Annotated in this window: 16 protein-coding genes; 9 read left to right on the top strand and 7 right to left on the bottom strand. The window is 42.9% G+C overall.

What is annotated here, in order from left to right; translation table 11 throughout:
• Positions 1–61: 61 nt before the first annotated feature.
• The 3 genes from AB6T38_RS06900 to AB6T38_RS06890 all read left to right on the top strand — a co-directional run bounded on the left by AB6T38_RS06900 (position 62) and on the right by AB6T38_RS06890 (position 3,154).
• Positions 62–1,768, top strand: a complete 1,707-nt coding sequence (locus AB6T38_RS06900; RefSeq protein ID WP_372546597.1) for a DUF1566 domain-containing protein — start codon at positions 62–64, stop codon at positions 1,766–1,768.
• Position 1,769: 1 nt separating this feature from the next.
• Positions 1,770–2,276, top strand: coding sequence for a DUF1566 domain-containing protein (locus AB6T38_RS06895; protein WP_372546596.1), 507 nt, complete (start codon positions 1,770–1,772; stop codon positions 2,274–2,276).
• Between the two features lie 89 nt (positions 2,277–2,365).
• On the top strand, positions 2,366–3,154 hold the full coding sequence (locus AB6T38_RS06890) for a DUF2884 family protein (RefSeq protein WP_372546595.1): 789 nt from the start codon (positions 2,366–2,368) through the stop codon (positions 3,152–3,154).
• A gap of 24 nt (positions 3,155–3,178) precedes the next feature.
• Here AB6T38_RS06890 and hemW read toward each other — a convergent pair whose 3' ends face one another.
• From hemW to queC, 3 genes are read right to left on the bottom strand one after another with little or no spacing between them, the layout of a single operon-like run.
• Positions 3,179–4,318: a radical SAM family heme chaperone HemW gene (gene hemW / locus AB6T38_RS06885; RefSeq protein WP_372546594.1), complete on the bottom strand. Its 1,140-nt coding sequence runs from the start codon at positions 4,316–4,318 to the stop codon at positions 3,179–3,181.
• Positions 4,315–4,935, bottom strand: a complete 621-nt coding sequence (locus tag AB6T38_RS06880; RefSeq protein ID WP_372546593.1) for an XTP/dITP diphosphatase — start codon at positions 4,933–4,935, stop codon at positions 4,315–4,317. The genes hemW and AB6T38_RS06880 overlap by 4 nt, the downstream gene beginning before the upstream one ends.
• Before the next feature lie 5 nt (positions 4,936–4,940).
• The gene (queC, locus tag AB6T38_RS06875) at positions 4,941–5,606 is read right to left on the bottom strand and encodes a 7-cyano-7-deazaguanine synthase QueC (RefSeq protein WP_372546592.1); all 666 of its coding nucleotides are present in this window, start codon (positions 5,604–5,606) and stop codon (positions 4,941–4,943) included.
• Between the two features lie 112 nt (positions 5,607–5,718).
• Here queC and queE point away from each other — a divergent pair, with 112 nt between their 5' ends.
• From queE to AB6T38_RS06860, 3 genes are read left to right on the top strand one after another with little or no spacing between them, the layout of a single operon-like run.
• Positions 5,719–6,402: a 7-carboxy-7-deazaguanine synthase QueE gene (gene queE, locus AB6T38_RS06870; protein ID WP_372546591.1), complete on the top strand. Its 684-nt coding sequence runs from the start codon at positions 5,719–5,721 to the stop codon at positions 6,400–6,402.
• A gap of 14 nt (positions 6,403–6,416) precedes the next feature.
• Entirely contained in the window at positions 6,417–6,833 is a 417-nt protein-coding gene (locus AB6T38_RS06865) for a hypothetical protein (protein WP_372546590.1), read from the top strand.
• 3 nt (positions 6,834–6,836) lie between these two features.
• Positions 6,837–7,679, top strand: coding sequence for an amino acid ABC transporter substrate-binding protein (locus AB6T38_RS06860; protein WP_372546589.1), 843 nt, complete (start codon positions 6,837–6,839; stop codon positions 7,677–7,679).
• A 485-nt stretch (positions 7,680–8,164) separates the two neighbouring features.
• Here the strand turns inward: AB6T38_RS06860 and asnB are convergent, their stop codons facing one another.
• Positions 8,165–9,832 (bottom strand): asparagine synthase B, encoded by a 1,668-nt coding sequence (asnB, locus tag AB6T38_RS06855; RefSeq protein ID WP_372546588.1) that lies wholly within the window; start codon positions 9,830–9,832, stop codon positions 8,165–8,167.
• Between the two features lie 451 nt (positions 9,833–10,283).
• On the opposite strand from asnB, the gene AB6T38_RS06850 reads away from it, so the two are divergent.
• Positions 10,284–11,033 carry a glutathione peroxidase gene (locus AB6T38_RS06850; protein ID WP_372546587.1) on the top strand — a complete coding sequence of 250 codons (750 nt, stop codon included), beginning with the start codon at positions 10,284–10,286 and terminating at the stop codon, positions 11,031–11,033.
• 397 nt (positions 11,034–11,430) lie between these two features.
• On the opposite strand, the gene AB6T38_RS06845 is transcribed toward AB6T38_RS06850, so the two are convergent.
• On the bottom strand, positions 11,431–11,589 hold the full coding sequence (locus tag AB6T38_RS06845) for a hypothetical protein (RefSeq protein ID WP_372546586.1): 159 nt from the start codon (positions 11,587–11,589) through the stop codon (positions 11,431–11,433).
• Between the two features lie 6 nt (positions 11,590–11,595).
• Positions 11,596–11,739, bottom strand: coding sequence for a hypothetical protein (locus AB6T38_RS06840; protein ID WP_372546585.1), 144 nt, complete (start codon positions 11,737–11,739; stop codon positions 11,596–11,598).
• A gap of 134 nt (positions 11,740–11,873) precedes the next feature.
• On the opposite strand from AB6T38_RS06840, the gene AB6T38_RS06835 reads away from it, so the two are divergent.
• Both AB6T38_RS06835 and AB6T38_RS06830 read left to right on the top strand, forming a co-directional pair.
• Positions 11,874–12,899 carry an alpha/beta hydrolase gene (locus tag AB6T38_RS06835; protein WP_372546583.1) on the top strand — a complete coding sequence of 342 codons (1,026 nt, stop codon included), beginning with the start codon at positions 11,874–11,876 and terminating at the stop codon, positions 12,897–12,899.
• A 7-nt stretch (positions 12,900–12,906) separates the two neighbouring features.
• Positions 12,907–14,004 (top strand): glutathione S-transferase family protein, encoded by a 1,098-nt coding sequence (locus AB6T38_RS06830; protein ID WP_372546582.1) that lies wholly within the window; start codon positions 12,907–12,909, stop codon positions 14,002–14,004.
• A gap of 452 nt (positions 14,005–14,456) precedes the next feature.
• Here AB6T38_RS06830 and AB6T38_RS06825 read toward each other — a convergent pair whose 3' ends face one another.
• The gene (locus AB6T38_RS06825) at positions 14,457–15,119 is read right to left on the bottom strand and encodes a YceH family protein (protein WP_372546581.1); all 663 of its coding nucleotides are present in this window, start codon (positions 15,117–15,119) and stop codon (positions 14,457–14,459) included.
• Positions 15,120–15,130: the final 11 nt, after the last annotated feature.

The following is a 15,130-nucleotide window of genomic DNA, read 5'->3' as shown; positions in this document are numbered from 1 at the left end:
TATGAAGCAAACATTTATTTGCCGTTCCACAAACAGCGATCTATCAATTATGGGGTTTTTCTTGAATTACACTTTATTTCTTAGATATTACAAAGTCCTAGCCATTAGCATTTTTACTATGATGATGGTGGGATGCTCGGGAAGCTCTTTAGATAGTGACACTGATCAACCCACTCCAGATGTATTAGTCAATGCTGGCGCAAGTAAAAGTGTCAACGAAGAAAGTACCGTGGTACTTAATGCTACTGCACAAGGTACGACTGACACTTTAATCTATAGTTGGAGCGCTTCACCCGCCTTAACCATTACCCAAGAAGATGTAAACATTCCCGCAGCGACATTCGTTGCGCCCAGTGCCACTGAACCCCTCACGTATGTGCTGACATTGGTAGTAACAGATGAAAATGGAAACCAAGGTTCTGATACGGTTGAATATCAAATCAACCCAGTAAATGAAGCCCCTAGCGCTTTGATAGAAGTGACCAGCCCTGTGATATCTGGCAGTTATCCTGCTGGTATTGAGGTTGCCTTAGATGGCAGTACTAGCAGTGATATTGATCCTGCGGACAGCCTTGACCCAATAGCGGCATGGCGATGGCAACAAACTGCCGGAACCGACGTGTTAGATAATGTCAGTTTGGATGGAGATAGCATCGCTTTTGTTACGCCAATTTTAGATGATGCCAGTTCATTGAGTTTTGAGCTGACAGTGACAGATCAAGAAGGGGCCCAAGATACGGCCACAATTACTCTCAACGTATTAAGTGCTAGTGAAACTCAGCCGATAGTGGATGCCGGGGTTGATCATCAGGTTTATTCCGGTGAAATAATATTGCTCACTGGCGAAGCTAGCACTAGCATTCCTGCGGGGCTTCCGCTGGAGTATGACTGGTTAAATGATTCAGAATTATTGCCTGATATTAATAATCGTAGTGCAGAACAAACCTATGCCATTGCTCCGTTAGTCACGGAAACTGAACTGATCACCTTTACGTTAACGGTGACCGATAGTTATGGTAATGAAGTAGAGGACAGCATCAACGTGCGGATTAAACCTCTGCCAATTAGTAACCTGAATGATACGGGCGTGACTTTGCAAGCTTCGTTGACCCAAAATGGTACCCAGCATCAGCCTGATTATCCAGGTCAAGATGGTCAACGCGGACAAGATATCATTAGCGAAAACGGGTTGTTAGAAAAAGCCGGGCGCGGTGAGCAGGGGTTCGACTTTACTAAGTTAGATGCCATCGGTGATGAACAAGACGAAACCAGCCCAGATTGGAGTTGTGTGCGTGATAATACAACTGGGTTGGTTTGGGAAGTCAAAACCGACGATAGTGAATTACACGGTGCTGGGCATGTATTTAGCTGGTATCAAGAAGAGCTAAATGGCGGTTACGAAGGGGCAGAAGGTAGCCTAGGTTTAACCTGTGACAACGAGCAATGCGACACTGAATCATTTGTAGCTGCGGTCAATCAAGCTGGTTTGTGTAACTTCTATGACTGGCGTTTACCAACCCACAACGAGTTGTTGTCATTGGTTCATTATGGCAATGTCACAGGCACTAAAATTGATGTGAATTACTTTCCGTACACCGACGATTTTGTTACCTCTCCCCTCTGGTATTGGACAAGTCAACCCAGTGCTGACGGAGTTTCAGACGATGCATCGCAAACCGCTTGGGCCATTGATTTTTCCACTGGCAACGACAACTTTTTAAACAAATCTACTTTAGGTAAAGTGCGCTTAGTACGCGGAGGACGTTAATATGAAATTCACCCTTTTAGCTTGTGCTATGTCGCTCTTAACGGGTATTGCAAGTGCACAAACCTGTTTATCTGATGCACCGACTACAGCTTCAGAAGTTCAATTTGTCGACAATGGTGACGGAACGGTTACCGACACAGACCACGATTTAATGTGGATGCAGTGCAGTTTAGGACAAACTTGGGAAAATGGCCGTTGTACAGGTGATGCCGATGCGTTGACTTGGCAACAGGCCTTACAGCAAGCCCACGGTTACGAATTTGCCAGCTTAGATGGATGGCGACTGCCTAATATCAAAGAACTCGCTAGCTTGACTGAAAGGCAATGTGTGCGACCGGCCATTAATGAAACACGCTTTCCGAATACGCCTTCTGATGATTATTGGAGCTCGACTCCTTCGCTAACTGATCCGCAAAGGGCTTGGGTTGTGGCATTTTTTAATAGTAGTAACTCGATTAAACAAAAGGACCTGTTTGTGTTCGTCAGATTGGTGCGCACTGCCGATTAACTTATATTTTATCCGGCTTGTCTATTCACTACTTTTTTTCCAGCAAGATTCGGTACACAATACCCTTAAGTTATTTTAGGTGTGTATGAATGCGAGCTTTGCTGTTTACAATTTGTTTGATGTTTCCGCTGACGAGTTTTGCGGATCTCAAATGTGACATTGATCTCAAATATGGAGTGGTTGTGAATGAGCGCCAGATCCGTGTTGTGGATGATCACAGCCGCACCATTTATCAAATCAACGATACCAATCAACTCATTGTGTTGGGCGAAGTAGTGCCTTTGGCGTCGAAACAACAAGCTGAACTCGAAGACTTCTCAACAGGTATTCACTATGTGGTACCAAAAATGATTATTTTGGCCACTGAAGGGGTTCAACTTGCCGTCGAAACGGTTGAGCACGTATACCAAGGACTTGTTGGCGCGGATAATACAAATTACGAGAAAGTCCAATCGTCATTGCAACGGGTACAAGATCGAATTAAAGAAAAGTTTATTCAAGCCAATGAAAACTTTTACATCGGCCCCGGACGCTTAGAAAATGTAAATGATTTGGTTGATCAGGAAATAGAAGAACAACTGGAAAAAGCGTTTAATACTTCCTTAGGTGGCGTTTTGTCTGCAATCGGTGGATTAAGTGATGGCGGCGGTGAAGAAACCGAACAAAAAGTCGATGACTTATCTCAACGCATTGAAGCTATGGGCCAAGAACTAGAAAGACAAGTGGGCTCAAAAGCGCAATATTTACGTAAAAAAGCCCATTGGTTTTGTAAAAAAATGAATCACTTAGATCAAATAGAAGAAAGCTTACGGAAAAATGTACAAGAGCTACAAGACATCAATGTGATCATCACCTCAAAAACCAAAATGTCAGACTAAAAGCCACTGAGCTCGGCCCCTGATTTACACTAAGGTTTCTAATAACGTGTTGAGGTAACGCTTTCCTAGAAGGGTTAATTGCCACTCGTTTTGTGTCTCACTGATTAATCCCTTTTGTACCGCAATCTGCAAGTTTTGTTTTAAAGCTGCACTGAGTGGCTGTCCAGTAAACATGTCATATTCCTGTTTTGGGCAAGCCTCGAGTAAGCGTAAACGATTCATAAAATACTCGAAGGGCAAATCTTCAGTGGGCACTTGCCAAGTTTTAAATCGATAATCTTTGCTTAAATCCATATAGCCGCGGGGATGTTTGACTTTCTCTGTGCGAGTAATCTTGCCAGTAATAGGATTACTAACTTTACTATGAGCCCCACAACCAATTCCTAAATAATCACCAAAGCGCCAGTAATTGAGATTGTGCTGACATTGTTGCTCAGGCAAGCTGTAAGCACTGATTTCATATTGTTTGTAACCAGCAGCATCAAGTAAAACTTGCCCTTGCTCTTGAATGTCCCACAGAATATCGTCATTGGGCAGAGTAGGCGGCTTGGAATGAAATTGAGTGTTAGGTTCAATGGTTAGTTGATACCAAGATAAGTGCGGTGGGCGCTGTTCAATGGCAATTTGCAGGTCACTCAAGGCATCCTCAATGGATTGATTAGGTAATCCGTGCATTAAGTCTAGGTTAAAACTATTTAAGCCAGCGTTTCTGGCAAACTGCGCCGCATTTAGGGCTTGAGAGTCATCGTGAATACGTCCTAAGGCAATGAGCTTTTCAGGTTGAAAGCTTTGAACGCCAATGGATATGCGATTGACGCCTGCTTGGCTAAAGTCTCTGAATTTTTGGCTCTCTACGGTTCCAGGATTAGCTTCTAAGGTGATCTCGGCATCTGGCGCTAAATGAACCCGTTGTGAGACACCCACTAATAGTGTATTCAGTGCTTCTGCGCTAAGTAAACTTGGGGTTCCCCCACCAATAAATATGGTGTTTACAGTCCGACCTTTTACTTGTTGTGCATCAACTTCAAGATCTGCCAGCAGATGCTGAACATATTCCTTTTCCGGTATGGATTGTTTCATGCCATGGGAATTAAAATCACAGTATGGACATTTCTGAACACACCAAGGGATGTGAATGTAAAGGGATAGCGGTGGGGCGATCAATCCATTAGTCCAATTTTGTCTGACAAGCTTGCCAATAGTTTGGCCATTGCTTTACCACGATGACTGAGTCGATTCTTGACTTCCGCAGGTAATTGAGCGGCAGTTTGATTTTGTGAAGACACCCAAAATACTGGATCATAACCAAACCCTTTTTCACCTCGACGGACGTCGCTGATATGCCCATGCCATTCGCCTTGGCAAATAATAGGCGTAGGATCCTCAGCCGATTGCATAAAGACAATGACACATAAAAAACGGGCGCTGCGATTTTCGTCTGCGACGTTTTCTAATACTGTTAGCAACTTATCGACGTTTTGTTGATCGTTGGAATCCACGCCAGCATAACGAGAGGAATACACTCCTGGTGCGCCACCAAGGGCTTCTACCGCTAAGCCGGAGTCATCCGCGATGGCCGGCAGTCCGGTTAATTTGGCTGCATGACGGGCTTTGATAATGGCGTTTTCCACAAAGGTGGTACCGGTTTCTTCTGCTTCAGGAAGGTCAAATTCACTTTGCGGCACCACTTCGTAAGGAAAGTTTTCTAGCAGCCTCTCGAACTCCCTAACTTTCCCTTTATTGCCTGTTGCTAATACAATTTTTTGTTTTTCAGTCGACATCTTTATTACTCACTTTGTTCGTAGGCGAGGGGATCGGTTGCATTGTTTTCTGCAAAAGCTTCAAGGCGTTCCTGACAGGCACCACATTTTCCACAGGCTTTTTCACGACCGTTATAACAGGTCCAGGTTTTGTTGTAATCCAAGCCCATTTTCAAACCATCCGTCAGAATATCCGTTTTGCTTACATCTAAGTAAGGACAGGCTATTTCAACCGCTTCGTAATTGGCTATGGCACAAACGTCATTCATTCTGTGAACAAATTCAGGCCGACAATCCGGGTAGATGGCGTGGTCACCTGAATGAGCCCCATAAAATACTTTATTCGCTTCTAGTGAAACCGCATATCCCACGGCCATGGACAATAAAATCATGTTGCGGTTGGGCACAACTGTGGTCTTCATGCTTTCTTGTTCGTAATGGCCTTCGGGCACATCAATGTCAGAGGTTAATGAAGAACCACCAATTAATTGGTTAATTGCCGATATATCGACGATTTTATGCGCTACATTTAGCTCATTACAAACATTTGCGGCATACGTCAGCTCTTTATTATGGCGTTGGCCGTAGTCGAAAGACAACGCATAGACTTCATATCCTTCGCGCAATACTTTGTTAAGTACAGTGAAAGAATCCATCCCACCTGAAAAAATTACCACTACCTTTTGTGACATTTGCCGTGCTTCTCTATAATCTGTTGTTTTAATGCAGTAACAAATCTTTGACTGCAACCCGAAAAAGGCGAATTATGCCGTTAAGCGAGTCAAAGTGCTAGAGGAAGTCTATTTGCAAACCCCCATAGAATATAAAATTAACGAAGTGTTTGAGTCGATTCAAGGTGAAGGGGCATTAACAGGTGTACCCTCCATATTTGTTCGATTGCAAGGATGTCCGGTTGGTTGTGCTTGGTGCGATACCAAACACACTTGGACATTGGAACCGCAGTTTCAAGTCAATGCTGATCAGGTTATGGCAGAATCAACTGAGTCGGAAAACTGGTTTTCCACCTCAATTGAGCAGCTGTTGAAACTGTTCGAAGAGCAAAACTATCAGGCTAAAAATATCATATTAACTGGCGGAGAGCCTTGTATGTACGATTTGCGCCCATTATGTGAGGCGCTATTTGAACATGGTTATTCTGTTTCGGTTGAAACCAGTGGAACCTTTGAAATAAAAGTTAGCCCAAAGACTTGGGTTACCGTTTCTCCTAAGGTGGATATGAAAGGCGGATTTGCTGTGCGTGAAGATGCGATATTGCGTGCGAATGAAATTAAGCATCCTATCGCTATGGAAAAACATATTGAAGAATTGGAAGACTTGTTAGTTTGGGCTAAGCAAACACCTGCGCCGTTAGTTTATTTACAACCAATAAGCCAGCAGAAAAGAGCCACTGAACTAGCGGTAAAAACCTGTATTGCTAAAAATTGGCGACTATCTCTGCAAACCCACAAATTTATTGGCATTGAGTAACGGAGTATTTGCACTTGGAAAAAATAGAGAAGTTTTTTGATGATTATTCTGAATCTTTAAACCAAGGTTTAATTGACGAAATGGCTAAGTTTTCTGGAAAAACATTGGTCGTAGTGACCGATGAAAACAAAATAATTTGTCATTCACAAAAAGATATCAATGAAATTAATAGCGACATGATCAATAGCCTTAAAGCTAGGGGGGTAGTTAAGTACATTCCTAACGTTGTGCAGTCAATGCGGCTATCTGAAAGTGTTATTTTCGTGAAAGTCCGTTGGACTTTGTGCGATCAAAATGGAAAAGACGTATTTAGTTGCTATTGTTCATATACCTTACAAATAGATGACCTGAACTCGTTTAAGATAATCATCATCGTAGTAGGTGATGAAGATAAACAGTTCAATCAGATGATGAAACGACACTGGAATTAAGTAATGAAACAGATACTTGGATTAATAATCTTGTCATTCTTTTGCCATTTTGCCACAGGGGCAACATGGGAGATTACCTATCCTCGCCCCTTGTCCGATGATGATCGTCGACAAGAGTATCCGGTTAAACTTTTAGCATTAGCTTTAGAACAAACAGGGGTTAACTATGAGTTAAAGCCTGCTAGCGTGGTTATGTTGCAAGAAAAGTCGTTGAAACAATTAGCTGAGAATAGATCTGTAAATGTGGTTTGGAGTATGACAGATACAGACAGAGAGAACCGTTTATTGCCTATTCGAATCCCTATTTATAAAGGTCTAATTGGTTGGCGAGTATTTTTAGTGAAACAAAACCAACTCGTTAAGTTTAAGAACATCGATACCATGGAGAACTTGCTTAACTTTAAACCGATTCAAAGTTTTGATTGGCCAGACACTAAAATATTGCAATCCAATGGCTTCGATGTGGTTACATCCAAAAATTATTCAAATATATTTACGATGTTAGCAAATAATCAAGGTGACTTTGTACCACGTTCAATTATTGAGGTATGGAAAGAGTACGATGCCGGTTTTATAGATGAGTCCATTGCGGTTGAACCGACTTTAGGTGTTAAATATCCAGCCGCAATGTATTTTTTCGTTAATAAAAGTAACCGTACTTTAGCAAAGTTATTGGAAAATGGGTTAGAAAAAGCCATAGCAAGTGGAGCGTTTGATAAATTGTTCGAGGAAGAGTTTAAGGATATTTTTGAACGTTCTAATATGGATAAACGATTCTTTTTTCAAATCGACAATCCATTAATCGCCCCCGAAATGCCCATCGACCGCAAAGAGTTATGGTATTAACCAACAAATACCTCAGTGTCCCGTAGCATGGTCTTAAGGCCATGGATTCACCTATCTCGGGGCTTGTAGCATGGTCTTCAGGCCATGGGGGAACCCACGTTTTCTCGGGGCTAAAGCCACCGACTACAGGAGGCAAAATTAACCTCTGTAGCATGGTCTTCAGGCCATGGGTTGTCTAATCTAAACTCTCGGGGCTAAAGCCACCGACTACAGGTGGCAAAACCAACCTTTGTAGCATGGTCTTTAGGCCATGGATTCACCTATCTCGGGGCCTGTAGCATGGCCTTTAGGCCATGGGGGAACCTACGTTTTCTCGGGGCTAAAGCCACCGACTACAGGTGGCAAATCCAACCTTTGTAGCTTGGCCTTTAGGCCATGGCGAAACCCATGTTTTCTCGGGGCTAAAGCACCCGACTACAGGGGGATTTTGGGCAAAAAAATGGGGCTATAAAAGCCCCATTTTCATTTTGATGTGTGATCTATGCTTAGGATTTACCGTGAACACTAATCACTGAACGTCCTGAGGGATCGGCCATATTTTTAAAGCTTTCATCCCACTCTAAGGCTTCTACTGTACTACAAGCGATGGACTTACCGCCTGGTACACAATTCGCAGCACTTTCTTGAGGGAAATAACCTTCAAAAATCGTACGGTAGAAATAACCTTCTTTGGTATCAGGTGTATTGTGAGGAAAACGGAACTCAGCGGTAGCAAGTTGTTGATCTGTTACTTCGTTATCAACATAATCTTTAATTGAGTCAATCCAAGAATAACCAACACCGTCACCGAACTGTTCTTTTTGACGCCACAATACTTCAGCAGGTAAGTACTCATTGTTATCAAAAGCTTTACGAAGGATCCATTTTTCCATTTTGCCATCAAGACACATTTTATCTTGCGGGTTAAGACGCATAGCCACATCTAGGAACTCTTTGTCTAAGAACGGAACACGAGCTTCAACACCCCAAGCTGCCGTTGCTTTGTTTGCTCTAGCACAATCAAACATATGCAAACGGTCTAACTTACGTACTGTCTCTTCGTGGAACTCTTGTGCATTCGGTGCTTTGTGGAAATATAAGTATCCACCAAATATTTCATCTGCACCTTCACCAGAGAGTACCATTTTAATACCCATTGCTTTGATTTTACGACTCATAAGGTACATTGGCGTTGCAGCACGAATGGTCGTGGTATCGTAGGTTTCTAGGTAGTAAATAACATCACGTATGGCATCAATACCTTCTTGAATAGTGAAGTGGATCTCGTGATGCACTGTACCAATCATGTCTGCTACTTTTTTAGCGGCCACTAGATCTGGCGCGCCTTCAAGACCTACTGCAAATGAATGTAGGCGAGGCCACCATGCGTCTGACTTATCTTCGTCTTCAATTCGTTTGGCGACGTATTTAGCTGCAATTGCTGATACCAACGAAGAATCCAAACCACCTGATAATAATACCGCGTAAGGTACGTCTGACATCATGTGAGACTTCACTGATTTTTCAAAGGCGGTTTTTAAATCGTCTAAGTTAGTAGTGTTGTCTTTCACTGCATCATAAGACATCCAATCTCGTTGATAGTATTTTTTCAACTCGCCAGTTTTACTCCACAGATAATGCCCTGGAGGAAATTCTGAAACTGTTTTACATACTGGGACCAAAGCTTTCATTTCTGAAGCAACATAGAAGTTTCCATGTTCATCAAAGCCAGTATATAGAGGGATGATGCCAATATGGTCACGGGCGATTAAATAAGCATCTTGCTCTTCATCGTATAAAATGAAAGCGAACATGCCTTGTAGCTCGTCTATGAATTCGATGCCTTTTTGTTGATACAAAGGAAGAATCACTTCACAGTCAGACTTCGTTTTAAAGTCATAAGGTTGCGCAAGATCTTTTTCTAACGCTTTGTGGTTATAGATTTCACCATTGACAGCCAGAACGTGATTATTATTGCGGCTAATTAAAGGTTGCGCTCCAGTATCCACGTCTACGATCGCTAAGCGTTCGTGACTCAAGATTGCGCTATTATTATTCCAAATACCTGACCAGTCAGGGCCACGATGGCGTAGCAATTTGGAAAGCTCTAACGCTTGCGTCCTAAGTTCTGATACATCAGTTTTGATGTCCAGAATGCCGAATATTCCACACATAAAGGTTTATCTCTCTTATATCCAAGTTTAAGGTAAGGGAAAAGTATCGCAAGAATGAGCCTGATAAAGGAAATAACTTTTTCGAACAGCTCAGATTTTTATGACGTATATCCTTTTCCAACGGGTGAATTTGCCAGTATGAGCAAAAATTGCAAGGATAATATGTAATTTATTTTCAATTATCTTAATTAAGCCGTTAATTTACAATAAATTCATTAAATTCGATGGAAATAACACCCACATGTAACTTGAGCGTAACAAAACTACTGAATTATCTACTGGTATCGCAAACTAACAAATTGCGTATCTTTTACAGCGAACAGCGTTGTTAAATTCTTTTAATCTATTTTTTAGATTAGTGTGATTGATTATAATCATTATTCATAAACATAAATGCCATGTACTATTATTTCAACTAGCCAAAACTAAATATACTTAATTGGAGATTTACATGACACAAGCAAATCCTAACTTCGAAGACAAATCAGGCCAAAAAGTGCCTTCAGTCACTTTCCGCACTCGCCAAAATGATGAGTGGGTTAATGTAACTAGTGATGAACTATTTTCTGGAAAAACCGTTGTAGTTTTCTCCTTACCAGGTGCATTTACACCAACCTGTTCATCAACCCACTTGCCACGTTATAACGAGTTGGCGAAAACATTTAAAGAAAACGGCGTAGACGATATTATTTGTATGTCGGTGAACGATACCTTTGTAATGAACGCATGGGCAGCAGATCAAGAAAGCGATAACGTGACGCTAATCCCAGACGGAAACGGTGAATTCACTGATGGTATGGGGTTGTTAGTGGATAAAAATGACCTTGGATTCGGTAAGCGTAGCTGGCGTTATTCCATGCTGGTAAAAGACGGCGTGGTTGACAAAATGTTTATCGAACCAGATCTACCAGGCGACCCGTTTGAGGTATCAGATGCTGACACTATGCTTGATTATGTTGCACCAGAAGCAGCTAAACCAGAAGCCGTAAGTATCTTCACAAAACCAGGTTGTCCTTTCTGTGTGAAAGCAAAAGCATTGTTGAATGACAAAGGTTATTCTTATGAAGAGATTGTTATGGGAGCAGGTGCTAGCTTAACATCACTAAAAGCTATCACTGGTAACGATACAGTGCCACAAGTCTTTATTGGTGGAAAACTAATCGGCGGCAGCGACGATTTAGAAGCGTATTTCAAAGCATAATCATTAAAGATTAACTTAATATTTTGAGAAACGGGCCTCGGCCCGTTTTTTTATGCCTAGAATTTATATCTATGGCCTGTGCAAACCTAATTCTCAGGGATGTAGCATGGCCTTCAGGCCATGGGTTCACCTACCTCGGGGCCGAACGCTCTCGGGGCTAAAGCCGCCGACTACAGATTCGCCTGTAGCATGGCCTTCAGGCCATGGATTCACCTATATCGGGGCTAAAGCCGCCGACTACAGGTTCGCCTGTAGCATGGCCTTTAGGCCATGGATTCACCAATATCGGGGCTAAAGCCGCCGACTACAGGTTCGCCTGTAGCATGGCCTTTAGGCCATGGGTTCACCTATCTCGGGGCTAAAGCCGCCGACTACAGGTTCGCCTGTAGCATGGCCTTTAGGCCATGGATTCACCTATATCGGGGCTAAAGCCGCCGACTACAGGTTCGCCTGTAGCATGGCCTTTAGGCCATGGAATCACCCAAATCAATCTCTCGGGGCTAAAGCCGCCGACTACAGATTCGCCTGTAGCATGGCCTTTAGGCCATGGGTTCACCGAAACCTAACCCTCGGGGCTGAAGCCGCCGACAACAGATTCGCTTGTAGCATGGCCTTTAGGCCATGGAATCACCCAAATCAATCTCTCGGGGCTAAAGCCGCCGACTACAGATTCACCTGTAGCATGGCCTTTAGGCCATGGATTCACCGAAACCTAACCCTCGGGGCTAAAGCCGCCGACTACAGGTTTTGTTAGGCCATGGGGATAATGTTAAAAAAACGTAGCAATGCTGGTCAGGCCTGTTTATAGTATTTTAATTACCGTTTTTATGGCCCTTTGATATGTCAAAATTATCCTTATTTGTCTTTGGACTATCCCTGAGTTTCATTCAAATAGTCCATGCACAAACACCTGATTGGCTAGTGCCTTTTCAAACTTTTTATGCCACTGAACTGGGCGAGACGTCAGACTGCCAAAGTAGCAAACCATCCGTTTACACCGTCTGTTCCCCAGCGCTTAAAAATGAGGGTAATGCTGCCTATGTGTATCATCATCAGCAACCTACAGAAACCACTGTGGTGTTATTCCATGGCCTAAGCGATTCTCCTTTCTTTTTCCAATCCATTGCTCCTGTCCTGCATCAACTTGGATATACCGTCATTGTGCCCTTGTTGCCCGGACACGGTAAATTAGATGCCGATGATGATATGGAGGATGGAGATTTAGCCAAACGTTGGACTGCCCATGTGAACGAAGTTATGACTTTCGCTCACAGCTTGAGCCCTAATGTATATATTGGTGGGTTCTCTACTGGTGGAGCGCTTTCAGCGCAACATGTATTAACTCATCCGAATCAGCAAAAAGGACTACTTTTATTTTCCGGTGCTCTTGCTCTAGATGAGTCCGTTGAGAGTATGGCAGGGATCTGGGGAATTAAGACTTTGGCAAAGCTTCTCGATTGGAGCTATGAAACCCAGGGGCCCAATCCGTATAAATATCCAGAAGTGTCTCGGCATTCTGCGTTTATGTTAGCTGACATCATTTTTGACGTTAGAGATAGATTAGCAGAAGGGAGTGAACTGAACCTACCTATTTTTTCGGTTCATTCGGAAGCTGATTCCACCACCCCCATTCGAGGCGTGAAAAGTTTTGTAAAGCAGAACGCCGGTCCCAGTGAAACCTTCTTTATTGATAGCGCTTTTGAGGTTTGTCATGCAGATCTAGTGGTAAGTGACTCGCAATTAATTGATATGCAATACGATGCGTCTGAAGTGGATGCGTCTGAAGCTTGCAAAGTACCCAAAGCAAATCCGCAACATGCTGAAATGATCGCGGCACTGGTTGGTTTTTTCAATAACAATAAGTAGCACATTTATGTCTGATATGTTTACTTTGTATGGTGCGCCAGTGTCACTTTACACTGGCAAAGCTCGTGCTTATTTAACCTATAAAAATATCCCGTTTCGAGAAGTGTTTTCGTCGGTGAAGGTTTATAAAACCATAATTGAACCGAAAACTGGGGTTCGATTCATCCCCGTTGTTGAAACGCCTGAGGGTGAATTTATTCAAGATACCGTGCAGATCATCGACGATTTAGAAAAACGCTTTGTTAAATCGAGTATCTATCCCGCATTACCTAAACAGCAGTTGGTGTCGGAAATATTTCAACTGTGGGGAGATGAATGGTTAGTCATTCCAGCAATGCACTATCGTTGGAACAAAGATAACTTTCCCTTTATTTACGAAGAGTTTGGCAAAGTGGCTGCGCCTAATATGCCGGCGTTTGTGCGAGGTTTTTTAGGTAAAAAGTTAGCCAGTAGATTTAATGGGTTTGTTCCTATTCTCGGCATTACCGAAAAGACCATTCCAGCTATTGAAGATTGGTTTGAAAATCATGTTCTATCCGAGCTAAATAAGCACTTCTCTACCCACAATTATTTATTAGGTGGACGACCTTGTGCAGGTGATTTTGGGCTGTTCGGCCCCCTTTACGCTCACCTTTATCGCGATCCTGCCCCTGGTGCTATTATTCGTGAAAAAGCACCTTATGTGGTCAAATGGATTGAACGGTTACGAAATGCTCCTAAAAATGTTGGAAATTGGGTGGAAAATGACAAAATTCCAGAGACATTGATGCCGTTGTTAACTAGAATTTTTAAGGAATTTTGGCCGGTATTAATGCAAAGTGTTGAGAAAGTACAAGAGTGGATCGTGGATAACCCCACAGTTGACAAAATTCCACGGAGTATCGGTTTCCATGATTTTAGCATTGGCGGAATTACCGATAAGCGGGCGATTATGCCGTTCCACCAATGGAAGTTGCAAAGAGTGATTGATTTGTACGATGGCTTTGATGCCGATGAAAAGGCTAAGGTTGATACATTTTTGCAAACATCCTTTGCCCTGCAAGTGGGATCTTTACACATGCCTAAACGGTTACAGCGAATAAACAATAAATTGGTGGTTGCATAAAAAGCCCCTGTAGCATGGCCTTCAGGCCATGGATTCACCCCAATCAATCTCTCGGGGCTGAATGCTCTCGGGGCTGAAGCCACCGACTACAGGGGGAGATCCCAATATTTGTAGCATGGTCTTTAGGCCATGGAATCACCTAAATCAATCTCTCGGGGCTGTAGCATGGCCTTCAAGCCATGGATTCACCCAAACCAATTTCTCGGGGCTGTAGCATGGTCTTTAGGCCATGGAATCATCCAAATCAATTTTTCGGGGCTAAAGCCGCCGACTACAGGTGATTTTTACCTTTCTTTTTTCGGGGCTAAAGCCGCCGACTACAGGTGATTTTTACCTTTCTTTCTCGGGGCTAAAGCCGCCGACTACAATGGATATTTTCCATCGAACCTTTGTAGCATGGTCTTCAGGCCATGGAATCACCCAAATTAATCTCTCGGGGCTAAAGCCACCGACTACATGCCTAGTTCTTGTTTGAATTGATTGAATTGCTCTTTTAATTCGGCCAGTTCTTTTTCTAGTATATCCACTTTCTGTGACAACGAGGTTTGCGGGACAGAAGATGATGGGATGCTTTCTTGCGCAGATTCAAATTCACTGATGTCTGGTTCCCCGGAAAACATATGCATGTACCTTGATTCTCGTTTGCCGGGCTCTCTTGGCAGCTTAGTGACTAAACATTCTCCATTGAGGGTTTTCATGTATTCGAGGTTTTCTTCTACTTCGTCTACATTTTTAAATTCGGCAAGGCGATTGGTGCGGCTTCGTAATTCTCCTGGGGTTTGAGGGCCGCGCAAAAGCAGAACACAAACAATGGCGAATTGTTGTCGACTCAGTTTTAAATCGCCAAATTCAGTATTGCAGAAACGATGTTGATACTTTACCACTCGACTACCAAAACCGCTGTGCTCGTTGATTTGTTTTAGTTCTCTGAGTTCGTCAACCGTGCGCTGAACATCACTTTCAGTTAAGTTCATTACTGGATCACGATTACTTTTTTGGTTACAACCTAAGGTTAGTCCATTAATTGATAGTGGGTACTGATCCGGTGTGGTGACTTCTTTTTCAAGGAGTACTCCAATAACACGGCACTGAAGAGGGGTTAATTGCACTAACATTTTATTTCCTT

This window comes from Aliiglaciecola sp. SL4 (assembly GCF_041538045.1).
In the GTDB taxonomy this organism is placed as follows: Bacteria; Pseudomonadota; Gammaproteobacteria; order Enterobacterales; family Alteromonadaceae; genus Aliiglaciecola.
Note: the sequence above shows the minus strand (reverse complement) of the source record. Positions and strands in the feature narration are given on the sequence as shown.